Annotated in this window: 22 protein-coding genes; 16 read left to right on the top strand and 6 right to left on the bottom strand. The window is 73.4% G+C overall.

The window, feature by feature from the left end; translation table 11 throughout:
- Positions 1-8 precede the first annotated feature (8 nt).
- Genes VFG42_RS03405 through VFG42_RS03390 form a run of 4 tightly spaced genes read left to right on the top strand, consistent with a single transcriptional unit; the run spans position 9 to position 5,147 of the window.
- Positions 9-2,807 (top strand): ABC transporter permease, encoded by a 2,799-nt coding sequence (locus VFG42_RS03405; protein ID WP_324905262.1) that lies wholly within the window; start codon positions 9-11, stop codon positions 2,805-2,807.
- Entirely contained in the window at positions 2,804-3,553 is a 750-nt protein-coding gene (locus tag VFG42_RS03400; RefSeq protein ID WP_324905259.1) for an ABC transporter ATP-binding protein, read from the top strand. The genes VFG42_RS03405 and VFG42_RS03400 overlap by 4 nt, the downstream gene beginning before the upstream one ends.
- Positions 3,554-3,561: 8 nt before the next feature.
- Positions 3,562-4,614: a serine protease gene (locus VFG42_RS03395; protein WP_324905257.1), complete on the top strand. Its 1,053-nt coding sequence runs from the start codon at positions 3,562-3,564 to the stop codon at positions 4,612-4,614.
- 44 nt (positions 4,615-4,658) lie between these two features.
- Entirely contained in the window at positions 4,659-5,147 is a 489-nt protein-coding gene (locus VFG42_RS03390) for a hypothetical protein (RefSeq protein WP_324905255.1), read from the top strand.
- A gap of 3 nt (positions 5,148-5,150) precedes the next feature.
- Here the strand turns inward: VFG42_RS03390 and greA are convergent, their stop codons facing one another.
- Positions 5,151-5,612, bottom strand: a complete 462-nt coding sequence (gene greA, locus VFG42_RS03385; protein WP_324905252.1) for a transcription elongation factor GreA — start codon at positions 5,610-5,612, stop codon at positions 5,151-5,153.
- A 46-nt stretch (positions 5,613-5,658) separates the two neighbouring features.
- On the opposite strand from greA, the gene VFG42_RS03380 reads away from it, so the two are divergent.
- Complete coding sequence (locus tag VFG42_RS03380) at positions 5,659-6,015, top strand: hypothetical protein (RefSeq protein WP_324905250.1); 357 nt, start codon at positions 5,659-5,661, stop codon at positions 6,013-6,015.
- 10 nt (positions 6,016-6,025) lie between these two features.
- Here VFG42_RS03380 and cofH read toward each other — a convergent pair whose 3' ends face one another.
- Entirely contained in the window at positions 6,026-8,242 is a 2,217-nt protein-coding gene (gene cofH / locus VFG42_RS03375) for a 5-amino-6-(D-ribitylamino)uracil--L-tyrosine 4-hydroxyphenyl transferase CofH (protein ID WP_324905248.1), read from the bottom strand.
- Between the two features lie 43 nt (positions 8,243-8,285).
- Between cofH and VFG42_RS03370 the strand changes: the two genes are divergently transcribed.
- The gene (locus tag VFG42_RS03370) at positions 8,286-9,296 is read left to right on the top strand and encodes an ABC transporter substrate-binding protein (RefSeq protein WP_324905246.1); all 1,011 of its coding nucleotides are present in this window, start codon (positions 8,286-8,288) and stop codon (positions 9,294-9,296) included.
- Between the two features lie 44 nt (positions 9,297-9,340).
- Here VFG42_RS03370 and VFG42_RS03365 read toward each other — a convergent pair whose 3' ends face one another.
- From VFG42_RS03365 to VFG42_RS03355, 3 genes are read right to left on the bottom strand one after another with little or no spacing between them, the layout of a single operon-like run.
- The gene (locus tag VFG42_RS03365; RefSeq protein WP_324905244.1) at positions 9,341-9,703 is read right to left on the bottom strand and encodes a hypothetical protein; all 363 of its coding nucleotides are present in this window, start codon (positions 9,701-9,703) and stop codon (positions 9,341-9,343) included.
- Positions 9,704-9,720: 17 nt separating this feature from the next.
- Positions 9,721-11,049, bottom strand: a complete 1,329-nt coding sequence (locus tag VFG42_RS03360; protein WP_324905242.1) for an Nramp family divalent metal transporter — start codon at positions 11,047-11,049, stop codon at positions 9,721-9,723.
- Positions 11,046-11,726 carry a metal-dependent transcriptional regulator gene (locus VFG42_RS03355; protein WP_324905240.1) on the bottom strand — a complete coding sequence of 227 codons (681 nt, stop codon included), beginning with the start codon at positions 11,724-11,726 and terminating at the stop codon, positions 11,046-11,048. The genes VFG42_RS03360 and VFG42_RS03355 overlap by 4 nt, the downstream gene beginning before the upstream one ends.
- Before the next feature lie 74 nt (positions 11,727-11,800).
- Here VFG42_RS03355 and VFG42_RS03350 point away from each other — a divergent pair, with 74 nt between their 5' ends.
- The 4 genes from VFG42_RS03350 (at position 11,801) to VFG42_RS03335 (ending at position 15,193) form a co-directional block, all read left to right on the top strand.
- The gene (locus VFG42_RS03350; protein WP_324905238.1) at positions 11,801-12,748 is read left to right on the top strand and encodes a YgfZ/GcvT domain-containing protein; all 948 of its coding nucleotides are present in this window, start codon (positions 11,801-11,803) and stop codon (positions 12,746-12,748) included.
- Between the two features lie 99 nt (positions 12,749-12,847).
- On the top strand, positions 12,848-13,648 hold the full coding sequence (locus VFG42_RS03345) for a hypothetical protein (RefSeq protein ID WP_324905237.1): 801 nt from the start codon (positions 12,848-12,850) through the stop codon (positions 13,646-13,648).
- Positions 13,645-13,968 carry an SH3 domain-containing protein gene (locus VFG42_RS03340; protein ID WP_324905235.1) on the top strand — a complete coding sequence of 108 codons (324 nt, stop codon included), beginning with the start codon at positions 13,645-13,647 and terminating at the stop codon, positions 13,966-13,968. Before VFG42_RS03345 ends, VFG42_RS03340 begins: the two co-directional genes overlap by 4 nt.
- Positions 13,958-15,193: a sigma-70 family RNA polymerase sigma factor gene (locus VFG42_RS03335; RefSeq protein ID WP_324905232.1), complete on the top strand. Its 1,236-nt coding sequence runs from the start codon at positions 13,958-13,960 to the stop codon at positions 15,191-15,193. The genes VFG42_RS03340 and VFG42_RS03335 overlap by 11 nt, the downstream gene beginning before the upstream one ends.
- 374 nt (positions 15,194-15,567) lie before the next feature.
- Here the strand turns inward: VFG42_RS03335 and VFG42_RS03330 are convergent, their stop codons facing one another.
- Positions 15,568-17,274: an exonuclease domain-containing protein gene (locus VFG42_RS03330; protein ID WP_324905230.1), complete on the bottom strand. Its 1,707-nt coding sequence runs from the start codon at positions 17,272-17,274 to the stop codon at positions 15,568-15,570.
- A 90-nt stretch (positions 17,275-17,364) separates the two neighbouring features.
- On the opposite strand from VFG42_RS03330, the gene VFG42_RS03325 reads away from it, so the two are divergent.
- From VFG42_RS03325 to VFG42_RS03300, 6 genes are all read left to right on the top strand, one after another.
- Positions 17,365-17,568, top strand: a complete 204-nt coding sequence (locus tag VFG42_RS03325; protein WP_324905228.1) for a hypothetical protein — start codon at positions 17,365-17,367, stop codon at positions 17,566-17,568.
- Positions 17,569-17,684: 116 nt separating this feature from the next.
- Positions 17,685-18,158, top strand: coding sequence for a hypothetical protein (locus tag VFG42_RS03320; RefSeq protein WP_324905226.1), 474 nt, complete (start codon positions 17,685-17,687; stop codon positions 18,156-18,158).
- A 30-nt stretch (positions 18,159-18,188) separates the two neighbouring features.
- The gene (locus tag VFG42_RS03315) at positions 18,189-18,725 is read left to right on the top strand and encodes a hypothetical protein (RefSeq protein ID WP_324905224.1); all 537 of its coding nucleotides are present in this window, start codon (positions 18,189-18,191) and stop codon (positions 18,723-18,725) included.
- Between the two features lie 88 nt (positions 18,726-18,813).
- Positions 18,814-19,287: a MarR family winged helix-turn-helix transcriptional regulator gene (locus VFG42_RS03310; RefSeq protein ID WP_324905222.1), complete on the top strand. Its 474-nt coding sequence runs from the start codon at positions 18,814-18,816 to the stop codon at positions 19,285-19,287.
- Positions 19,284-20,855, top strand: a complete 1,572-nt coding sequence (locus tag VFG42_RS03305; RefSeq protein WP_324905220.1) for an MFS transporter — start codon at positions 19,284-19,286, stop codon at positions 20,853-20,855. The genes VFG42_RS03310 and VFG42_RS03305 overlap by 4 nt, the downstream gene beginning before the upstream one ends.
- Positions 20,856-20,916: 61 nt before the next feature.
- On the top strand, positions 20,917-21,855 hold the full coding sequence (locus VFG42_RS03300) for a magnesium transporter CorA family protein (protein WP_324905219.1): 939 nt from the start codon (positions 20,917-20,919) through the stop codon (positions 21,853-21,855).
- The last annotated feature ends 26 nt before the right edge of the window (positions 21,856-21,881 follow it).

The raw sequence follows: 21,881 nt of genomic DNA, 5'->3' as shown, positions 1-21,881 counted from the left end.
GTGGCCAAGTGCTTCGCCTGGTCGCCGCCGAGCTGCGCCATCGCCGCGGCCGAGCGCTGGCGCTGTTGGCGGGGATCGCGGTGGCGACCGCCGCGTTCACGGTCCTGACCGGCGCCTCGGAGTCCTCGCGCCTGGAGGTCCGCGGGGCCGTCGCCCAGCACTTCCGTGGCACGTATGACCTGCTGGTCCGCCCGCCGCGGACCGTCAACGCGCTGGAGCGCCGGGCGGGGCTGGTGCAGCGCAGCTTCCTGGCCGGCACGTTCGGCGGCATCACGCTCAGCCAGCTCGACACGGTGCGCCACGCGCCCGGCGTCGCGGTCGCCGCGCCGCTGGCCGTGTACGGCTACATCATGCCGACCGCCGAGATCCCGCTGCCGGTGGCCGACGACCTGGAGGTCGACCCGCCCCGCCCGCGCGCGCTGTACCGGATCTCCACGCGCTGGACCGCCGACCGCGGCACCGTCCGGGTCAAGGACCCCGACTCGTCGATCTACGTCACGACCAACACGTTCGCCGCGGCGCCGCCGCGCGCGCCCGGCCAGTCGTCGCGCGTGCGCGCCACCGAGAACTTCGACACGTACGCCAGCGGGCCGGTCTGCCCCACGGCCGCCCACGCCTCGTCGGCCTTCGCGCCGCCGTCGCGCGCCTGGATGTGGTGCTGGTCGACCCGGAGCGGCCTGGCGCGGTTCGACGTCGGCCCCGTCGCGCGGCCCGCCGCCGCGATCGCCGGCCGCGTCGAGTTCCCGTTCCCGCTGCTGGTCGCGGGCATCGATCCCGCCGCCGAGGCGGCGCTGTCGGGCGCCGACCGCGCGACGGTGTCCGGGCGCTACCTGCGCGAGGGCGAGAAGCCGGCGCTGTCCGGCGGCGGCCGCGTCCGGACCGCGCCCGTGCTGATGGCGGCCTCCAGCGGGATCGACCTGCGCGCGGACCTGACCGTGCGCCGGCTGCCGGCGAGCGCCGCCAAGGCCTTCATGAACGCCCGCGACAACGCGACGGCGGCGCGGCGTGCGATCGAGCGCGGGCACGGCACGCGCGTCGTGCTGCGGGCGACGGTGACCGCCGAGGACGCCTACGCCGCGCTGCTGCGCGCGCAGCGCGCCAGGCCCCAGGACGTCAGCGCGCGCTGGATCGCCGGACCGTCCCGCTACGCGCTGGTCGGGCCCGACCGCGTGCGCGCGCTGCCGACCGGGACCGACCGCTACGCCTGGGGCGCCCAGTACAGCGCCAGCGGCGCGGGCACGGGCTTCACGACCGCGCCGGCGACCGGCCACGACGTCGGCTTCCGGCACGACGTCGGCTTCCGGCGCTTCACCGAGCACGTCGTCGGCTTCAGCGACCGCGGCTTCGCGCCGCTGTACGACGTCGTCGGGACGTTCGACCCGGCCCAGCTGGCCGACGCGCTCGACCCCAACGCGGCGCCGCTGAACCCGTTCCACCGCCCGGGCGCGCCCGCCGCCGACCCGGCCGCGGCGCGCTGGCTGCGCGGCGGCACGCTGGCGCCCGACGGCAACATGGCGGGCTACCTGATCCCGCCGCCGGCGCTGCTGACGACGATCGAGGCCGGGAGCGTGTTCGACGACGCGGCGGTCTACGGCCACGAGACCGCCGCGCAGGCGGCCGCGCCGATCAGCGTCATCCGCGTGCGCGTCGGCGGCGTGACCGGGCCGGACCAGGTCTCGCGCGAGCGGCTGCGGGTCGCCGCCGAGACGATCGCCAAGCGCACGGGCCTGCAGGTCGACGTCGTCTCGGGCGCGTCGCCGACCGCGGTCACCGTCGACCTGCCGGCGTCGCGCCTCGGCCGCCCCGCGGTCGCGCTGCGCGAGAGCTGGATGAAGAAGGGCGTGGCGACGGTGATCATGGACGCGGTCGACCGCAAGTCCTTGATCCTGTTCCTGTTGGTGTTGGTCGTCTGCGCGCTGTTCTGCGTCAACGCGACCGCGGCTGCAGTGCGCACGCGCGCGACCGAGTTGGGGGTGTTGGCCTGCGTCGGCTGGCGCCGCCGCCAGCTGTTCGCCTACATGCTGACCGAGGTCGGGCTGGTCGGCGTCGCGGCGGGCGTGGCCGGGACGCTCGTGGCGCTGCCAACGGGCGCGCTGCTCGGCCTGCCGGTGTCGGGCGCGCGGGCACTCCTGGCGGTCCCCGGCGCGACCGCGCTGGCGCTGCTGGCCGCGGCGGTCCCGGCGGCGCGGGCCGCGCGCAGCGACCCGCTGGCCGCGGTGCGTCCGGCGGTCCGCCCGCCGCGCTCGGCGCGCGGCGTCCGCAGCGTGCGCGGGCTGGCCGTGCGCAACCTGCTGCGCGTGCCGGGCCGGACCGTGCTCGGCGTGGTCTCGCTGGCCGTCGGCGTGGCGGCCCTGACCGCGCTGCTGGCGGTGACGACGTCGTTCCGCGGCGCGGTCGTCGGGACCGTGCTCGGCGACGCGGTCGCCGTGCAGGTGCGCACGGCCGATTACGTGGCGGCCGCCGCGACGCTCGTGCTCGGCGGGCTGGCGTGCGCCGATGTGCTGTACCTCAACTTGCGAGACCGCAGCGCGGAGATCGCGACGTTGCGCGCGACCGGCTGGCGCGAGCGCCAGCTCACGCGGTTGATCGCCGTCGAGGGCGCCGGCCTCGGCGTGCTGGGCGGCGTGCTCGGCGCGGCGGCCGGCCTCGGCGCGGCCGCGTGGTTCGCCGGCCGGCTGACGGGCGGGATGGCCGCGGCCGCCGCCGGCGCCGCGCTGCTGGCCGTGCTGATCGCGGTCCTCGCCTCCCTCCCGCCCGCCGCGCGGCTGCGGCGCCTGCCCACCGCGACCCTGTTGGCCGAGGAATGACCGCGACCGCGCCCCAGACCACCGGATCCCGCGTCCTGCTCGAGGACGTCCGCAAGACCTACAAGCTGGACGACGGCGCCGCGCTGACCGCCGCGGACGGCGTCTCGCTGGAGGTCGAGCCGGGGGCGTTGGTGGCCTTGACCGGGCCGTCGGGCTCGGGCAAGTCCACCATGCTGCATCTGGTCGGCGGGGTCGACGACGCCGACGGCGGCCGGATCGTCGTCGACGACCGCGAGGTGACCGCGCTGCGCGGCGACGCGCTGGCCGAGCACCGCCGCCACGTCGGCTTCGTCTTCCAGCGCTTCAACCTGCTCGGCGCGCTGACCGCACGCGACAACGTGCTCGCGCCGGTCGTCCCGTTCAAGACGGGCTTCGACCGCGTCGCCCGCGCCGACGCGCTGCTGGAGGCCGTCGGCCTCGCCGGCCGCGAGCGCTCGTTGCCGTCGCGGATGTCGGGCGGCCAGCAGCAGCGCGTGGCGATCGCCCGCGCGCTGATCTGGGAGCCCGGGCTGCTGCTGGCCGACGAGCCGACCGGCAACCTCGACTCGCGCACCGGCGCGGCGATCCTCGACCTGCTGCTGGACCTGCGCGCCCAGCGCGGGACGACGATCCTGCTGGCCACCCACGACCCGGTGGTCGCGTCGCGCTGCGACCGGCTCGTGCGCCTCCAGGACGGGCGCGTGACCGACGACGTCGACCTGCGCGGTGGCGGCGTGGACGTCGCGGCGTTGCTGGCTGGGCGATGATGGCGCGTGTGCTCCGCCTCCCCGCCGCCGCCGCGGCCGTCGCCCTCGGCCTGGCCGCCGCGGCCCCGCCGGCGGGCGCGATCTTCCATGGTGCGCCCGTGGCGGCCGCCGACGCGCCGTGGTCGGTCGCGCTGACCGGGATGTCGCTGGCCTGCGGCGGCGCGCTGATCGCGCCCGACCGCGTGCTCACGGCCGCGCACTGCGTGCAGGGCGCCAACCCGGACAAGCTGCGCGTCCGGCTCGGCGGCGACCGCTGGCCGACGGGACGCAAGCTCGCCTGGCGCGGCGCGTTCTTCCCGAAGGCCTACAGGATCGTGCCCTCGCCGGAGGCGCCCGGCGACCTGTCGCGCTCGGCGACGTTCGCCGACGTCGCGGTCATCGTCCTGCGCGACCGCGTGACGGACGTCGCGCCGCTGCCCCTGGCGACCGACGCCGCGCGGCCGGGCGAGGCCGCGCGCACGGTCGGCCGCGGGCGCACCGGCCCGCGTCCGGCACCGACGAGCGAGAGGCCGCGGGCCGCCGACCAGCAGGTCCTCGACCCGGCGGAATGCACCAAGGCCTACGGGTCGCTCTTCGCGGGCGGCGATCAGCTCTGCACCGAGGACCTCACGGCGACCGCCGCCCAGGCCTGCGCCGGCGACTCCGGCTCGCCCGTGCTCGTCCAGCGCGACGGCGCGCCCGCCGTCGCCGGCGTCGTCGCGTGGGGCAACGAGACCCAGGGCGACGACTGCGGCGACGGCCTGCCCGACGTCTCGGCGCGCGTCGCCGCCCACGCATCGCTGATCACCGGCGCCGCGCCCGCCCGGTTGGCGCCCCACGCCCGGCGCCGCGTGCGCGTCCGCCGCGCCGGCCACACGCTGCGCTGCGTCGTCGGCGCCTGGACGCCCTCCGACGCGACGTTCTCGATCCGCTGGTGGCGACGGACCGACCAGGCCCGCGTCATCACCGTCGGCGGCACCCGCCGCACGCGCCGCGCCTCGCCGACCGCCAAGCTCGGCTGCTCGGTCACCGCCCGCACCGCCGGCGGCTGGGCGACCGAGGACTCCTACAACCTGCTCTAGCGCTCAGGCTCCTCGCGTGGAAGGATGCGCAGCGGATTCGACCGATGCGCCGCCGCCTCCACACCACGCTGGTCTACTTCGGGCTCGCCGAGGATCCGGACCTCGACGCCCGGCTCCGCGAGCGCGAGCTGTCCGGCGCCTGGGAGATCGTGGGCGGCGTGGGCGGCGTCGCGCTCCCGATGCTCGCGGTGGCGGCCCTCTGGGCGCTGGCGAGGCTCGTCGGCGTCGACACCGGCCTGACCGAGCTGGCGATCGCCGAGGGCCTGCTCGTGCTCCTCTTCGCGATGGCCCAGCTGCTCGGCGACGAGCAGACGTCGGAGCGGCGCGCGCGGCGCTCGCCGTGGCGCGAGTGGGGCGAGCACCTGAGCGGGATCGTCGTCCTCTGGTCCCTCGTCTTCCTCGCCGTCGCCCTGCTCGGCCACCGCCCCACCGCCGAGAGCCTCGGCGCGATCGGCTTGTGGTGCGCGAGCATCACGGTCGTCGACGCCGTCCGCTTCGCCTGGCGCGCGCTGCGCGGCGCGCGGACGAGCTAGCTGCTAGCCCAGCGACTCGACCTTCAGGTCCCGCGTGCCCGAGGGCGTCGAGACCTGCACCACGTCGCCCGGCGCCGAGCCGATCAGGGCCTTGGCGACCGGCGACTCGGCGGAGAGCTTGCCGGTCTTCAGGTCGGCCTCGGTCGGGCCCACGATCGTGTAGGAGTTGGTGCGGCCGGAGGTGACGTCGGTGACGTTGACGGTCGCCCCGAAGGTGACGACGGTCGCGTCGGCGTCGGACTCGACGACGGTCGCGTTGCGCAGGCGCTCGGTGAGACGGGCGATCTTCGTCTCGAGGTGCGCCTGGTCCTCCTTGGCGGCGTGGTACTCCGCGTTCTCGGAGAGGTCGCCGAGCTCGCGCGCGACGAGGATGCGCTGCGCGATCGCACGACGGCCCTCGCCCTCGAGCTCCTCCAGCTCGTTCTTCAGCTGTGCCAATCCCTCGCGGGTGATCGCTTCGGCCATCCGGACAACCTATCGCGGACGCGTCAGCAGCTACCGTCCAGGGCGTATGGGCCGTTCCCGTCGTCGTGCGCGCGCCGCTGGCGCGCCCGTCACCTCCCCCGCTCCCGCCACCGTCGACCCGCGCGTGCTGCGCAAGACGCTCGGCGCCTACCTCGCGGGCGCGGTCGTCCTGGCGGTCCTCGTGCTGCTCGGGATCCTCATCCTGCAGGGCACGCTCGGCCCGTGGGTGGTCCTCGTCGCCGACGCGATCGCGGGCTTCGCGCTCTACCGATGGGCCCAGACGCGCCTGGCCGACCTGCCGCTGTCCGACGAGGACCGGATCATGCAGACGCTCGCCGGCGGCCTGCTCGCCATGGTCTTCCTGTTCGCCGCGGTCGCCGCGGTCGTGATCACCGTCAGCTAGCGGCGCGCGCCTACGCCACGCGCGCGGCGCCCAGCGGGTGCTCGTGGAGGATGTCGTACAACGTGCTCCGCTCCGCCGCCGGGCGCCCCGCGGCGTGCGCGGCGGCGATCAGCTCCGGGGGGTCGAGCTTGACGCCGTGGTAGCTGCCGGCCAGGCGGCTGATCGACTCTTCCATGAGGGTGCCGCCGAGGTCGTTGACGCCCCAGCGCAGGGCCTCGGTGGCGGCGTCCAGGCCCATCTTGACCCAGGAGGCCTGCACGTTGGTGATGGTCTTGCCCAGCGCCAGGCGGAAGACGGCGGTGTGCTTGAGGTTCTCCTCGCGGGAGATCTCCTCCACGCCGTGCGTGCGGCCCAGCAGGGTCATGAACGGGATGAACGACAGCGGGACGAACTCGGTGATCCCGCCGGTGCGCTCTTGCAGCTCGCGGATCACCGTCAGGTGCTGGGCCAGCTCCCACGGCTCCTCGATGTGCCCGAACATCACCGTGCTCGTGGAACGCAGCCCGGCGCGGTGGCTGGCCTCGATGACCTCGACCCAGCGGGCCACCGGCAGCTTGTTGGGGCTGATGCGCTCGCGCACCCCGTCGTGCAGCACTTCGGCCGCCGTGCCGGGGGTGGAGCCCAGCCCGGCGTCGCGCAGGGCGGCGAAGATCTCGCTCAGCGGCGCTCCGGAGATGTCCTGCATGTGGGCGATCTCCATCGGCGAATAGGCATGCAGGTGCAGGTGCGAGGCCTCGTCCTTGGCCACGCGCAACCACTTCAGGTACTCCTCGAAGTCCCAGTCCGGGTGGATGCCCGACTGCATGCACAACTCGGTCGCCCCGTAGTCCACCGCCTCCCGCACGCGCCGGCGGAACTCCTCCTCGGAGTGCTGATAGGCATCGGGCGAGCGCTTGCCTTGGCCGAACCCGCAGAACGCGCAGCCGACCGTGCACACGTTGCTCACGTTGATGTTGCGGTTGACCACAAAGGTCACCGTGTCGCCCGCCAGCTCGGCGCGCAGCTCGTCGGCCGCGGCGCGCATCTCCTCGATCGCGCCCGCGTCCGTGGTCGCGAACATCGCCGTCAGCTCCTCCAACGACAACGCCTCGCCGGAGCGGGCGCGCGCCGTCGCCGGGCCGACCAAGTCGTTGTTGATGACAAACGGCGCCTCGGTCCGCCCCGAGCCCCGCCGCGGGATGAACGACCAGTACTTGACCGTGATCGTGTCCAACACCGCCCGCGAGACCCAATCGGCATCGATGTACTTGCCGTAGACGCACAGGCGCTCGGTCAGCGCGACGCCATCGGCCGCCAGGCGCTTGCGCACCTGATGCGGCGACGGGAACGGATGCTCCGGAGAGATGTGGTCGCCGTTGGCCGACAGCCCACCGAGATCGGTCGCGCCCGCCGCCACCAGCTCCGGCCAATGCTCCGACAGGTTCGGCGGGACCTGGATGCCGACGTCGGGCATCAGCTCGCGCGCGACGCGGATGACGTCGACGATGTCCTCCAGCGAGACGGGAGTCGCCCAGTCGGGCACGCCGTGGACGGGCACGTCACGCAACCCGGTGCGCCAGAAGCGCTCCGCGGCATCCGAAGCGATGTCGGCGGGCTCCTCGCCGTAGTACTTCCGGTGGGGGACGAAGTTCTGGAGGATGACCTCCTGCAGGTGCCCGTGCTCGGCGTGCACCTCCGCCAACGCGCGCAGCGCGTCGTGGCGATCCTCGCGCGTCTCGCCGATCCCCAACAGGATCCCGCTCGTGAACGGGATCTTCAGCTCGCCCGCCCAGCGGATCGTCTGCAGGCGCAACGCCGGGTCCTTGGTCGGCGACCCCTGATGAGCGACGAGGTCGTCCCGGGTCGACTCCACCATCAACCCCTGCGACGCCGTCACCTCACGCAACCGCCCAAGCTCCTCACGCGTCACCGCGCCGAGGTTCGTGTGCGGCAACAACCCACGCTCCAACGCCCGCTCGCAACACCACACCACGTAGGCGACGAAATCCTCGAAGCCCAACTCCGCCAACCGCGCCCGAACCCCCGCATGATGCCCCGGGTCGTCGCCGGTCAGGATCAACAGCTCCTTCACCGACCGCTTCGACGCCCGATCCAGCAGCGCGATGACCTCATCGGGCGTGTGCAGATGGGTCTGGTGCGTCTGGAAGGCGCAGTACTTGCAATGCGAGACACACGTCCGCGACAGCGACAGGGTCACGTTGCGCGAGAAGGTCACACGACGACGCACCTGCCTGATCCTACGACGCGGCCGTCGCTACCCTCCCGCGCCGATGTCGCGCCGCCCCCTCGTCCCCATCCTGCTGACCGCCTTGCTCGCGCTCGTCGCGGGCGGCTGCGGCACCTCGAACCCCAGCGACAGCCGTCCCGATCAGGACGCCAAGCTGCTGCTGGACTTCTCGCCCAACGCGGTCCATGCGGGCATCTACCTCGCGATCCAGCGCGGCTACGACGACGCCGAGGGCGTCCATCTCGACGTCCAGCCGCCCGGCCAGTCGACCGACGGGATCAAGGCGGTGCTGTCCGGCCAGGAGGACATGGCGCTGGTCGACATCCACGACCTGGCGATCGCGCAGGGCAAGGGCAAGGACGTGGTCGGCGTGATGGCGATGGTCCAGACGCCGTTGGCCGCCGTGCTCGCGCAGCCCGACGTGCGGCGCCCGCGCGACCTCGAGGGCCGCAAGGTCGGCGTGACCGGCCTGCCCTCCGACGACGCCGTGCTGGCCTCGATCGTCAAGGGCGACGGCGGCGACCCCGCCAAGGTCAAGAAGGTGACCGTCGGCTTCAACGCCGTCCAGGCGCTGCTGAGCCGCAAGGTCAGCGGGGCGACCGCCTTCTGGAACGTCGAGGGCGTCGCGCTGAAGGAGAAGCGCCCCGGCATGAGGTCGTTCCAGGTCGACGACTACGGCGCGCCCTCCTACCCCGAGCTGGTCCTCGTGACCTCCCGGGAGACGTTGGAGACCAACGCCCCCGTCGTCCGCGCCACGATCCGCGCCCTGCGTCGCGGCTACGAAGGCGCGATCAACGACCCCGAGTCGGCCGTGAGCGCCCTCACCGACGCCGACCCGACGCTCAAGCGCGACCTGACCTCCAAGGAGCTCGACGCGGTCTCGCCCTCCTTCACCGCCGGCGCCGACTTCTACGGCCAGCTTCAGCCCTCCGTCCTGGCCCGGTGGGCGACCTGGGAGCAGCGGTTCGGGATCGTCACGGCCAAGCCGGACATCGCGAAGATGTTCGACACCTCGATCGCCAAGACCGGGCTGAAGCAGGACCCGGACGCGTAGGGGGCGTCCGGCGCGGGCCTCGCGGGGCCGTCGGGAGCCGCGCGCTACTGCGAGCGGATGCGCTGGAACTCCTGGCGCACCGACTCGGGCCGACCCCACATCTGGACGACCTCGACGCGACCGGAGCGGACCTCGCGGACGGCGATCTCGCCGTCGAGGCCGGCCTGGTCGAGGAGCTTGAGGGCGCCGTGGACGGCGGGGGCGGCGGAGGCGTGGCCGAAGCGGTGGGCCACGAGGATGCGCCAGTGCCAGTCGTGCTTGGAGTAGGGCTGGGCGTTGACCGTCGCGAGGTAGACGGCGGCGTCGACGTAGCGCTCCTCGTCGAAGATCCGGACGTCGATCTCCAGATCGGTCCAGTCGTCCGGCAGGGAGGCGAGAACTTCGTTGAAGGTGTCGGCGAGGCCCATGGTGCCCTGCAATGTAGCTAGAACGACACCAGGCCGAAGGCGTCCAACAACAGGAGCACGTTCAGCACGCTGATGATCGCCGCGACGATGCCCGCGACCGCCGTCGTCAGCGGCCGGTTGACCAGCGCGCCCATCACGTCCTTGCGGCGCGTGAGCAGCACGAGCGGGATCAGCGCGAACGGGATCCCGAACGACAGCACGACCTGGGAGATCACCAAGGCCTTGGTCGGGTCGACGCCGATCGCCAGCACGACCAGCGCGGGCGCCATCGTCACCGTGCGCCGCAGCGCCAGCGGGATCGTCCGCGCGATGAAGCCCTGCATGACGACCTGGCCGGCGTAGGTGCCGACCGACGACGAGGCGAAGCCGGCGGCCAGCAGCGCCAGCGCGAAGGCGATCGCGGCCGACGGCCCGACCAGCTGCTTGAACCCGGCGTGGGCCTTCTCGATCGTGTCGACGTCGCCACCGCCGTGGCCGAAGAACAGCGACGCGGCGATCACCAGCATCGACATGTTGATCAACCCGGCGAGCGTCATCGCGATCGTGACGTCCACGCGGTTGAAGCGCAGCAGCACGCGCTTCTCCGCGTCGTCCTTGGCCGGCACCCGGTTCTGGGTCAGCGCCGAGTGCAGGTAGATGACGTGCGGCATGACCGTCGCGCCGAGGATGCCGACGGCCAGCAGCAGCGAGTCGGAGCCGTCGAACTTCGGGACGAAGCCCTTGGCCGCCTCCCCCGCGTCGAAGCCGATCTTCAACGTGTCGTACAGGAAGCCGAGCAGGATGACCGCGAGGAAGCCCATGATCGCGGTCTCGAAGCGCCGGTAGCCCTTGGACTGCAGCCCGAGGATCGCGAACGCCGCGACCGCGGTGATCAGGCCCGCGGGCAGCAGCGGGATGTCGAACAGCAGGTTCAGCGCGATCGCCGCGCCGACGAACTCCGCGAGGTCGGTGGCCATCGCGATCAGCTCGGCCTGGATCCAGAGCCCGTAGGTGACCGGGCGCGGGAAGTGCTCGCGCGCCAGCTCGGGCAGGTTGCGCCCGGTCGCGATGCCGACCTTCGCCGAGAGGTTCTGGATCAGCATGGCCATCAGGTTGGCCCCCAACAGCACCCACAACAGCAGGTACCCGTACTTGGAGCCGCCCGCGATGTTGGTGGCGAAGTTGCCCGGGTCGACGTAGGCGATGCAGGCGACGAACGCGGGACCCAGCAGCGCGAGGCGCGCGGCCAGGCCGCGGCGCGTGGTCAGCCGGTGGCGGTCGGCACGGCGCAGCGCCTGCGGCGTCGGGAGCGCGGCGGCGTCCGCGCCGCCGCCGAGGCCCTCGCCGCCGGGCGGCGGAGCCGTCACGCGCCCACCTCCACGCGCATCGCCGCGGCCAGCCGGCCGCCGAGCGGATGGACCTCGTCGGAGTCGCCGAAGCGGGCGAAGACCGGCCCGCCGAAGGGCTGCTTGTCGATGATCGCGAACGTCTCCCCCGGCGAGATCCCACGGGCGCCGAGGTAGCGGAGCATCTCGGGGTCGGAGTCCGACACGCGCACGAAGCGTCCGGTGTCCCCGACCGTCAGCGTGTCCATGCCGACGGTGGCGAGCTCGACGATCCGCAGGTCCGCGTCCGGGATCGGGTCGCCGTGCGGGTCGTGCGTGGGATGCCCGAGCTTGGCGGCGATCAGCTCCTCCAGCTCCTCGGACAGCACGTGCTCGAGCACCTCGGCCTCGTCGTGGACGCGGTCCCACGGCACGCCGAGCTCCTCGGCCAGGTAGCGCTCCAGCAGGCGGTGGTGGCGCAGGACCTCCAACGCGACGCTGAGCCCGCGCTCGGTCAGCACGACGCCCCGGTAGGGCACGTGCTCGACCAGGCCGAGGCCGTCGAGCTTCTTGACCATCGACGACGCGGATGCCGCCGAGACGCCCATGCGCTCGGCCAGGGCGTTGGTGGAGACCGCGCTGCCCTTCTCGCAGCGCTGCTCCAGCGAGTAGATGGCCTTGGCGTAGTCCTGGACGGCGGAAGAGACTTCGAGCGTCATCGTGAAACAGAGTTTAGCCAAGACTGAAAAAGTCTTCAACGGACGTCCGACCGGCGCCTCGTATGCTCGGAGCCATGGCCACCGTCGATGCCCTCCGAGCCGGCTACGACGCCTGCGTCGCCGGCGCCGCGCTGGTCGACCGCTCCGAGGCCGGCAAGCTGCTGCTGACCGGCCCCCAGGCCCGCGAGTTCCTCGACGGCCAGGTCTCCAACGACATCGCCAAGCTCGACGCCGGGCACGGCCGCTACGCGACGTTGTTGACCAACAAGGGCCGGATGCTCGCCGACCTGCGCGCGCTGGCCCTCCAGGACGACGCGCTCCTGCTCGTCACCGAGCGCCCCGCGCTCCAGGCGCTGTTCGACCAGATCCGGCGCGGGCTGATCGGCTGGCAGGCGCAGCTGCACAAGCGCACGCTCCAGCTCGCGCTCTTCTCGCTGATCGGGCCGAAGGCCGAGGACGTCGCGCGCGCGGCGGGCCTGCCGATCCCGGGCGCCGAGGAGCACGACGTCGTCGCCTATGACGGCGACGGCGCGGTCGTGCGCACCGACCTCGGCCTCGACGTCCTGCCCACCGCCGAGCACGCCGACGCCACGCGCGACGCGCTGCTGGCCGCCGGCGCGGTCGCGACCTCCGAGGACGCCGCGGAGATCGTCCGCGTCGAGTCCGGCCGCCCGCGCTTCGGCCGCGACGCCGACGAGAGCGCGATGCCCGAGGAGGCCGGCATCGTCGACCGCGCGGTCTCGTTCCAGAAGGGCTGCTACGTCGGCCAGGAGACCGTCGCGCGCCTGCACTGGAAGGGCAAGCCGAACCGCCACCTGCGCGGCCTGCGCGCCGACGCGCCGCTGACGCCCGGGACGCCCGTGCTGCTCGGCGACCGCGAGATCGGCCGCGTCGGCACCGCCGTCGTCTCCCCGCGCCTGGGCCCCATCGCCCTGGCGATCCTGCGCCGCGAGGCCGAGCCGGGCGGGACCGTCCGCGCCGGCGACGCCGACGTGCGGGTCGTCGCCCTGCCGTTCGCCTGACCGACGTTTCTCCCACCAGGGGCAAAACGCCCGCCGTGAGCCTCCGGTCTCCATCGGTGAAGCACCTGCTCACAAACCAACACGGAGGTGTCGCACACGATGCAGCGCAAGGGATGGTCGGCCGGAGCGGTCGCGGCGGTGGCCGCGCTGGGCCTCGCGGCAGGCAGCGGGACGGCGTTCGCCGCCGACAACGGCGTGCCGGCGGGCAAGGCCGAGCACGCGGTCTGGGATCTCGACGTCACCGGGACCTACACGGTCGCCGGCGCGGTCCCGACCCACCAGCGCGAGGAGCGCTGGGTGACCGCCGACGCCGGCCACACGGTGGTGACCGACGTGGCGAGCGGCACGATGTCCAGCGAGGCGTTCCAGGACGCGACCGGCATCTTCAACTACAACGCCGGCATCGACACGGTGTTCTCGTCCGGGCCGCAGCCCGAGTGGCTGTCGATCTGGTCGCGGGCCGTCGAGGCGCAGTTCGAGCGCTACAAGCTCAACAACGGCCGCCTCAAGAAGGCCGGGCTGACGACCTTCCAGGGCAAGACCGTCCTGCGGCTGAAGTCGCCGGGCGACGTCTCGGGCGACGAGCCGGGCGACAAGGTCCGCCTCGACGACCTGGTCGATCCCGACACGCTCGCGCCGCTGCGCAGGATCACCGACGTGACGACCGCCGGGGGCAAGACGCTGCACCAGGTCTCCACGCAGGTCTCCTTCGAGGTCGTCGACACGGCGAGCCTCCCGCCGCAGGCGCTGCGCTTCGGCGACCACCCGGGTGCCAAGCACTCCGGCGGCGCGGCGAGCGCGACCAAGAACAAGGCCAAGACCAAGGCCAAGGTCAAGGTCAAGAAGAAGACCAAGGCCAAGCACAAGGCCGCGACCCGCAAGGCGAGCAGCCGGCGATGACCACCGCGGCCCGGGCGGGCGGCGCTTCGCGCGCCGCCCGCCGCCGCCGGCTCGCCACGGCCGCCGCGGGGCTCCTCGCGGCGGCGGTGCTCGTCGCGCCCGCGGGCGCCCAGGCGCGTGGCGGCGGCCCCGCGCCCGTCCGGGTCTGCGCGGAGCGGGCGATCGTGCGCGAGACGCCGGGCGGCCTGGTCATCGGCGTGCTCGAGGAGGGCGACCCGGTGCGGGTGCTCAAGCGCAGCCGCGATCGCGTCTGGGTGCGCGTCGCCAACAACCTGCCGGCCGTCGGCTGGATCAAGGCCAAGGCGATCCGTGGCCGCTGACGCCCACCCCACCCCTGCGCCGGGCGGCCGGCGGCTGCGCGGCGTCGACGACGAGCGCCTCGTCGCGCTCGTCCGCGACGGCCGCGACGACGCGTTCGTCGAGCTCTGCCGCCGCCACGAGCCGCGGCTGCGCCGGCTGGCGACCCGCATCCTCAAGGACCCGCACCTGGCCGAGGACATCGTCCAGGAGGGCCTGTGGCGCGCCCACCGCGCGCTGCTGCGCGACCGCCGCGAGGTCCGCCTCAAGCCCTGGCTGGCCCAGATCGTGCGCAACTGCGCGCTGGACGAGCTCGGCCGCCGCCCGCAGGTCCTCGTCGAGCTGCACGACGAGCACGCCGCGCGTGACGCCGACCCGCACGACACGCTCGGGCGGCGCGCCGACGCCCGGCAGCTGCTCGCCGACCTCACCACGCTGCCGCCCGCCCAGCGCCACGCGCTCGTCCGGCGCGAGCTCGACGGCGTGCCGCACGAGCAGATCGCCGCCGAGCTGGACATCACCGCGGGCGCGTCGCGGAACCTCGTCCATCGCGCGCGCACGAACCTGACGCGGCTCTCGCACGCCCGCGAGGCGGCGTGCGTCTCCGTCCAGCGCGACCTGCTCGCCGCCCACGACGAGCGCCGCCGCGCGTCGGTGGCGACCTACCGCCACCTCGCGGGCTGCCCGAGCTGCCGCGCCTACCGGCGCCGCCTGCACGTCTGCCGCCAGGTGATGGCCGCGACGCTCCTGCCTCCGGGCCTGCTCGTCGGCGCGGCGCTGGCGGTCAAGGCGGGGGTCTTGGGCGTCCTGCCGGGCGCGGGCGCGGGCGCCGGCGTCTCGGCCAAGCCCGCCGCGCTGGCGGCCGCCACCGCGCTGGTGGCGGGCGGCGCCGCGACGCTCGGCGCCGTCCACGTCGCGATGCCCGGCGACCGCAGCCCGCTCGCCGTCCAGAGCGCGGCGATCCCCGGCCACCGCGTCGAGCGCGGCCAGCCCCTGCCCGCCGCGACCGCCGTCGTCAGCCACCGGCTCGAGGCGGGCGCGACCGTGCCGCGCCAGATCCGCCTGCGCTGCCCGGCGGGCATGGTCGCCGCGGGCCTGATCCCGAACCCCGACACCCGGCTCTCCCGCGCCTACGACCCGTCCAGCCACCCCGGCGACCGCGTGGTGACGATCAACCTCCGCGCGGCGAAGCCGCTGCGCACCGCGGCCACGATCGCGACCGTCTGCCGCACGCACGTCGGGCCCTGAGGCAGGCGAGCGCGCCGGCCCCTGGCGCGAGGCGGTCGCGTCCGTCCGAGCGACCGGCCTCGCGCCAGCGACCGGAGCGCTGCCGCCGGACCGCGCGCCCAGCCCCTCAGCCGCTGCTGGGCGCGCGTCCTGCGACCGGCGTGACGAACCCCTTGCGGGAGGTCCCTCTCGTCGTTTCCGCTCGCGGCGATCCTTGCCGCGTCAACCGACACGCCGTCGCCCCGAGGCTCCGGCAGCACGGCTGCAACTTCCTTGGCAGATCTTGCACAACTTCTTGCGGCTGCGCGCTCGAACATACGCTGACCCGTCCCCCAGATCGGGGGAGTCGACCTGTCCGGACGCGGACGGCCGGTACGGGGCCGAAGCGCGTGATGCTAGCCCGCGGCCAGCGCGCGGCCCACGAACCTCTCGACCCGCGCACGCCCCGTCTCGCCGCTCAACGGCAGCTCCAGCGACGGATGGCCGGCCAGCCACGTCGTGGCGATCCGCAGCGCGGCGACCTCGTCGGGCGTCGCGGTCGCCGTCGCGCCGCGACCGTCGCCTCCGCGCAGCGCCGCCTCGGTACGCGCCCACACGTCGTCGGGCGACGTCAGCGGCGCCCAGCCGGCCACGCGCCCGCCGACCAGCCAGAGCGCGTCGAAGACCGCGCGCTCCGGGTGCGAGGCCAGCACGAGCCGCGGCCGCGCGTGCGTCGCCGACACCGCGTCGCCCAACCGCTCCAACAACACCGCGATCCGCGCGCGGCGGCGGCGCAGCCACGCCGCGCGCTCGAAGCGCTCCTCCGCGGCGGCCGCGCGCATCTCGGCGTCCAGGTGCGACAACAACGCCGGACGGCCGGACGACGCGTCGTCGGCCGTGAACAGCGCCAGCGCCGCGTCCAGCCGCCGCCGGTAGGCGTTGGGGTCCAGGTCGCCCAGGCACGGCGACAGGCAGCGCCCCATCTGCCCGTAGGCGCTCGGGAACTCGCGCCGCTTCATCCCGCGCCCGCAGTGGCGCAGCGCGAACAGCGACTGCAGCTGCTCCATCAGCTCCAGCGCCGCGAACCGGCCGCGCAGCGGCCCCACGTTGACCGCCAGCCCGGGCGCCGGCTCCGGGGCCACCTCCAGGACCGGGAACGCGATGTCCAGGCGGCAGCGCAGGTACACCCACGTGTCCTCGTGCTTCATCCGCTCGTTGCCCGGCGGGCGCAGCTCGCGGATCAGCTCGTGCTCGCGCAGCAAGGCCCCCAACTCGGACCGCGTCTCCTCCCAGTCGACCGTCTCGGCCTGCGCGACCCAGCCGGTGTCGGGCGACGACGGCCGGAAGTGCGCCTTGGCCCGCGCGCGGATGTCCACCGACTTGCCCACGTACAGCGGCTGGCCGGCGGAGTTGCGGAAGATGTAGACGCCCGGCTCGGACGGCAGCGCCGAGCAGTCGACCTTGCGCCGCCGCGTCCCGAGCATCGACACGCCGCCGTCGGTCCGCCCGCCCCGCGACGTCCGCCGCCGCCTGGATCGCAGCAGCGACAGCGCGCCCGCGACCGACCCCGCGTGCGCGCACAGCCGCGGGAACAGCGCGCAGAACACGCGCGCGCACGTCTCGGCGTCGGCCAGCGCGCGGTGCGTCGTCTCGACCTCGATGCCCAGCGACTCGGCCAGCGGCGCGAGCTTGCGCTGCCGGGCCAGCGGGTGCAGCTGGCGCGCCAGCGCGACCGTGCACAGCGTCGGCGGATCCGGCCACGCCGCGCCCGCGCGCGTGAAGGCCTGCGCGAGCACGCGGCGGTCGAACGACGCGTTGTGGGCCACCAGCACGCGCCCCTCCATCTGCTCGGCCAGCTCGGGCAGCGTCGCCTCCGCGGGCGGCGCCGCGTCGACCATGTCCTGCGTGACGCCGGTGAAGCGCTGGATCCCGCGCGACAGCGGCATCCGCACCGGCACGAGCGTCTCCCAGCGGTCGTGCAGCTCGCCGCCGCCGACGAGCACCGCGCCGATCTCGGTCACCTCGCAGCGGTCGCCGCCCAACCCGTTGGTCTCGGTGTCGACCACGAGGAACTCCGTCGTGGCGAGCGGGGCGTCGAGCAGCGATGAGGCGGTGGCGAGCATGCGAACGTGTGTTTGTACTCCGGCCCCCGGACGCCACGGATCCGACCTTGCGCGACGGTGTGACCGCCGATGCGGCTACCGTCACAGGGCATGACCACGTACGCCCCGCACGACGCGACCCTGGACGAGCGCACCCGCACGGCCTGGGGCGCCTACCGCGACGAGCTCGCGGACCTCAGCGGCAAGGCGTACGACGAGGCCGAGAACACGGCCTGGGAGCGCCTCCAGGAGACCCTCCGAGACATCGAGGGTGACCGCGCCGCGCTGCACATCGGTGGAGACACCGAACACTAAGATCCTCCCTGACCAACCGGACGATGGCGCGAAGCGCGCCGACCGGCTAGGGTTCCGCGCGGGTTGCTCGTTCACCGGCCTTCGGGCGAGGGTACGGACGACGATCCGGGTCGAGGATGAGGAGCCATAGGCCACCACTGCTGAGCGGGACCGGACGCCGTGCGTCGGCGCTGACCTGCGCGTTGATCGCCGCGGGCGCCCTCGCGTCGTGCGGCAACGGCGGTCGCGACAAGTACGCCAACGCGCAGCGGCCCCCGCGCCCGATCGTGATCTCGGCGTCGATCAACGACAGGTCGATCGTCGTCTCCCCGCGCAAGTTCGGCGCGGGCCCGATCACGCTGATCATCTCCAACCAGTCGGCCGCCTCCCAGCAGGTGACGCTGGAGACCGAGGACGATCCCGGCGGGTCGAGCCCGGGCGAGAAGGCGATCGAGACCGGCCCGATCAACCCGCGCGAGACCGCGTCGGTGAAGGGCAGCGTCAACCAGGGCACCTACACCCTCCACGTCGGCGGCGACGACATCCACGCCGCCCGCGTCGTCGTCGGCAAGGAACGGCCGTCGGCGCAGAACGACCTGCTCCAGCCGTAGCGGTCGCGACGGCGTGCGAGGATGTCGGCCGTGCGCCTCCTCGCCGTCCCGCTGACCCTCGCCGTCGCGCTCGCCGGCACCGCGGCCGCGCCCCTGGCCGGCGCCGCGCCGACCGACTCGCAGAAGGTCTTCACGCAGAAGCTGCTCGACGACGCCAAGACGAGCGCGGGCGTCAAGAAGATGCTCACCGACAAGACCGCGATCGTCGATCCGCGGTCGGGCTTCGTGGACGTCACCGGCGACGGCCGCCAGGACGCGGTCATCCTCGTCTCGACCGGCGGCGCGGCCGGCAACGTCGCGCTCTACGTCTTCTCCACCCACGGCCAGGCGACCGGCGACACCGACAGCTCGACGTCGCTGAAGGTCGTCTTCCGCCTCCAGTCGCTCTACGACGCGTCGCTGCGCATCAACGGCACGACGATCTCGGTGCTGGAGCCGCGCTGGTCCAAGGGCGACGACCTCTGCTGCCCCAAGAAGCTGCGCGAGCGCGACTACGCCTTCGACGCCAAGGCGCTGACGTTCCGGCGCGTGGCCGACAAGGACACGCCGTTCACGAGCGGCAAGTAGGCGCGGCCGCGGGCCGCGCCGCACCGGTCACATAGCCGGCGCAAATCTTTGCTTGCGCAACGGCTGCACATCGGCAACACTTGCTTTCGTGCACGCAAGCGATGCGTCGACGGAAGCGACCCGGGAGGCGACCCCCGCCGCCCTGGCGGCCGAGCTGCTGGACCTGTGGCGCGTGATCCTCAAGGGCTCCACGCGCGACCTGTACAAGCTGCTGGCCGAGATCGACCTGTCGATGACGCAGCTGAAGCTGCTGCACGTCCTCGTCGAGTGCGAGACCGAGATCTCGGTCAAGGAGCTCGCCGAGGCGATGAGCATGTCCCTCCCCAACGCCTCCCGGACCGTCGACGGCCTGCTCCAGCGCGGGCTCGTCGAGCGCCGGGAGGACGAGCACGACCGGCGGATCAAGCGCGTGGGCGCCACCGAGAAGACCCGCGTGCTGGTCGATCGCGTCGACACCGCGCGGCTCCAGGGCCTCGAGTGCTGGGCCGCCGACCTCTCCCCCGTCCAGCGGCGCAGGCTGCTGGACGCCCTCTCCGACCTCCCCAAGGAGCGCTCTCAGTGACCTCCCGTTCCGCGCTGCGCACACGCTTCGTGAACGAGGACAACCGCCGCTGGTGGACCCTCGCCGCGATGTGCTTCGCCCTGTTCATGATCATGTTGGACAACACGGTCGTGAACGTCGCCCTGCCGTCGATCCAGAAGGACCTCGGCGCCTCGATCTCCGGCCTCGAGTGGACCGTCAACGCCTACACCCTGACGTTCGCCGTGCTGCTGGTCACCGGCGGCCGCCTCGGCGACCTCTTCGGCCGCCGCCGGATGTTCCTCTTCGGCGTCGTCGCGTTCGCGGCGTCCAGCGCGATGATCGCGCTCGCCCAGTCCGACGCGTGGCTCGTCACGTTCCGCGCCGCCCAGGGCATCGGCGCGGCGTTCATGATGCCCGCGACGCTGAGCATCATCACCAACGCGTTCCCGCCCCAGGAGCGCGGCAAGGCGATCGGCACCTGGGCCGGCGTCTCCGCGCTGGCGCTGGCGATCGGCCCGGTCGTCGGCGGATTCCTGGTGGAGAACGTCTCCTGGCAGTCGATCTTCCTGCTGAACCTGCCGGTCGCCGCCGTCGCGGTCGTCGTGACGCTGTTCGCCACGCACGAGTCGCGCGACGAGACCGCGCCGCCGTCGATCGACTACGCGGGCGTGTCGACGATCACGGTCGGCCTCGCGGCGCTCGTGCTGGCGCTCGTGCAGGGCAACGCGTGGGGCTGGGGCTCGGCGCGCATCCTCGTGCTGCTGGCCGTCGCCGTCGTCGGCCTGGCCGCGTTCGCCGTCGCCGAGACGCGCGTCGCCACCCCGATGGTCGACTTCAAGTTCTTCCGGTCGCGGTCGTTCGCGGGCGCCAACGTGGTGGCCTTCATCATCAGCTTCGCGATGCTCGCGACGTTCTTCTTCTTCGCGCTGTACCTGCAGAACGTCCGTGGCTACTCGCCGCTGCAGACCGGCGTCCGGTTCCTGCCGACGACCGTGGTCATCATCTTCGTCGGGCCGATCGCCGGCCGGCTGAGCGACAAGATCGGGCCGCGCCCGCTGATGACGATCGGCCTGCTGCTCAACGCGATCAGCCTGTTCTGGCAGGGCCACGTGCAGGCCGACACGTCCTACGGCTTCCTCGTCGGCGCGTTCGTGCTGATGGGCTTCGGGATGGGCCTGGTCATGTCCCCCATGTCGACCGCCGCGATGAACGCGGTGGACCGCACGAAGGCCGGCGTCGCCTCCGGCGTGCTCTCGATGAGCCGCATGGTCGGCGGCACGTTCGGCGTCGCGGCGATGGGCGCGCTGATCAGCGGCCTGGGCCGGCACAAGCTCGACGAGTCGCTGCCGCATCTGCCCGCGGGCGCGCGCGAGAAGCTCGCCGACGGCCTCGGCGCCGGCGGCGGCGCCCACGGCGCGGGCGGCCAGGTCCACGACGCGGTCACCAACGCGTTCCTGTACGCGTTGAACGACTCGCTGCGCCTGGCGGCGGTCGTCTCCGCGCTCGGCGCGCTGCTGGCCTGGCTGCTGATCGAGCCGGGCGCCCCGGCGGCCCAGGCGACCGACGAGGCCGAGGTCGCCGCGGCGGCCGAGGCGATCGCGGCCTGAGCCCGAACGCCGGGCGGGCGTCCGACGCGTTCCGACCTGCACGGCGGGGAACATCCTCGCCGTGCAGATCCTCCACGAGGTCGAAGATCCGCGGATTCCCGAGCTGCTCGCTCGGGACGAGTTCTTCTGGCTGAAGCTCCAAGGCTGCTCCGACGCGCAGATCGCGGAGATGGGCCAGAAGTTCGGGCTGCACCCGCTCGCCATAGAGGACAGCCAGGAGTTCGGCCAGCGTCCCAAGCTCGACGACTACGACACGACCGCGCTGCTCGTGTTCTACGGCGTCGACCCCGACGGGACGCCGGTGGAGGTCCACATGCACGTCTCCGGGTCGTGGATGATCACGATCCACGAGCGCGACCACCAGCTGTTCAAGCACGCCGAGGAGCGCATCCACCGCGAGCCCCCGAAGACCGAGGAGGAGGCGATCTACCGCGTCGTCGACGCGCTGACCGACTCGTTCTTCCCGGTCCTCGACGGCATCGACGAGCGCATCGACGACCTGATGGACCAGATGCTCGAACGGCCGCGCCAGGACCAGCGTCAGGACCTGTTCCACCTGCGCCGCCGGCTGATCGAGCTGCGCCGGGTCGCCGCGCCGCAGCGCGACATCCTCGCCCGCGGCGGCGACGTCCTCGGCCGGCTGCCGGGCCTGGAGGCCGACCACGCGCGCGACTGGTTCCGCGACGTCTACGACCACCTCGTGCGCATCGCCGAGCTGATCGACTCCTACCGCGACCTGCTCAGCGGCGCGCTGGACCTCTACCTCAGCACGGTCTCCAACCGCCTCAACGCGATCTCCACCCAGCTGACGATCGTCGCCTCGATCTTCCTGCCGCTGTCGTTCATCACGGGGTTCTTCGGCCAGAACTTCGGCACGCTCACGCGCCACATCGACACCGCCGCGGCGTTCTACGGCTACGGCGTCGGCTCGATGGTCCTCTCGGCGGTGGTGCTGCTGTGGTACTTCAAGCGCCACGGCTTCCTGAACACCGACGACTGAGCGTGGGCCGTTTCGGCGTCACCGGG

This window comes from Baekduia sp. (genome assembly GCF_035685985.1).
In the GTDB taxonomy this organism is placed as follows: Bacteria; Actinomycetota; Thermoleophilia; order Solirubrobacterales; family Solirubrobacteraceae; genus Baekduia.
This window is presented reverse-complemented; position numbering and strand designations above follow the sequence as displayed.

Bases quoted from the DNA above. Each gene is read 5' to 3' on its own strand.
- VFG42_RS03400 (WP_324905259.1), top strand. From the start codon at position 2,804: ATGACCGCGACCGCGCCCCAGACCACCGGATCCCGCGTCCTGCTCGAG.
- VFG42_RS03390 (WP_324905255.1), top strand. From the start codon at position 4,659: ATGCGCCGCCGCCTCCACACCACGCTGGTCTACTTCGGGCTCGCCGAG.
- greA (WP_324905252.1), bottom strand. From the start codon at position 5,612: ATGGCCGAAGCGATCACCCGCGAGGGATTGGCACAGCTGAAGAACGAG.
- VFG42_RS03380 (WP_324905250.1), top strand. From the start codon at position 5,659: ATGGGCCGTTCCCGTCGTCGTGCGCGCGCCGCTGGCGCGCCCGTCACC.
- VFG42_RS03370 (WP_324905246.1), top strand. From the start codon at position 8,286: ATGTCGCGCCGCCCCCTCGTCCCCATCCTGCTGACCGCCTTGCTCGCG.
- VFG42_RS03365 (WP_324905244.1), bottom strand. From the start codon at position 9,703: ATGGGCCTCGCCGACACCTTCAACGAAGTTCTCGCCTCCCTGCCGGAC.
- VFG42_RS03355 (WP_324905240.1), bottom strand. From the start codon at position 11,726: ATGACGCTCGAAGTCTCTTCCGCCGTCCAGGACTACGCCAAGGCCATC.
- VFG42_RS03350 (WP_324905238.1), top strand. From the start codon at position 11,801: ATGGCCACCGTCGATGCCCTCCGAGCCGGCTACGACGCCTGCGTCGCC.
- VFG42_RS03345 (WP_324905237.1), top strand. From the start codon at position 12,848: ATGCAGCGCAAGGGATGGTCGGCCGGAGCGGTCGCGGCGGTGGCCGCG.
- VFG42_RS03340 (WP_324905235.1), top strand. From the start codon at position 13,645: ATGACCACCGCGGCCCGGGCGGGCGGCGCTTCGCGCGCCGCCCGCCGC.
- VFG42_RS03330 (WP_324905230.1), bottom strand. From the start codon at position 17,274: ATGCTCGCCACCGCCTCATCGCTGCTCGACGCCCCGCTCGCCACGACG.
- VFG42_RS03325 (WP_324905228.1), top strand. From the start codon at position 17,365: ATGACCACGTACGCCCCGCACGACGCGACCCTGGACGAGCGCACCCGC.
- VFG42_RS03320 (WP_324905226.1), top strand. From the start codon at position 17,685: ATGAGGAGCCATAGGCCACCACTGCTGAGCGGGACCGGACGCCGTGCG.